This window comes from Sphingobium bisphenolivorans (assembly GCF_000412635.1).
GTDB classification, from domain to species: Bacteria; Pseudomonadota; Alphaproteobacteria; order Sphingomonadales; family Sphingomonadaceae; genus Sphingobium; species Sphingobium bisphenolivorans.
This window is the reverse complement of record NZ_ASTG01000063.1, coordinates 1-380: the sequence shown is the minus strand read 5'-3', so window position 1 is coordinate 380 and position 380 is coordinate 1. Positions and strand designations below refer to the sequence as shown.

1 pseudogene is annotated in these 380 nt (G+C 65.8%); it reads right to left on the bottom strand.

The features are described from left to right. Nucleotides 1-380 (bottom strand): annotated as a pseudogene (locus L858_RS20830) (hypothetical protein); the annotation flags it as partial.

The following is a 380-nucleotide window of genomic DNA, read 5'->3' as shown; positions in this document are numbered from 1 at the left end:
TCAGCGGCGAGCCGACCAACCCGGCTAGCGCATCGGTCATGAGCGCGGTGCCGCGTTTCGCCCGCTCGGCCGAGGTGACGGCGAGAATCAGGGCGCGGCCTTTCAATTCGACATTGCCGAGCACCGGGGTGCCGTCCGCCATCGTCACACCCCACGCCATACGCCCGGTGCTCTTCGCTATTCCGTTCGGTTCCTCGCCCAGCCAGTTCCAGAAGTGCGTGGTTTCCCGCTGAAGCGCAGGGATAGTATCGAGCCGCTCACCGACCAGCGCCTGGGTCACGCCGCGTGCGAAGGGAAAGCGCACGCGGTGGAACACCACTTCCTCGCCATCACTGTTGTGCAGCGTAGGGATCGACGCCGGTCCCATGGTCTTGGGAACG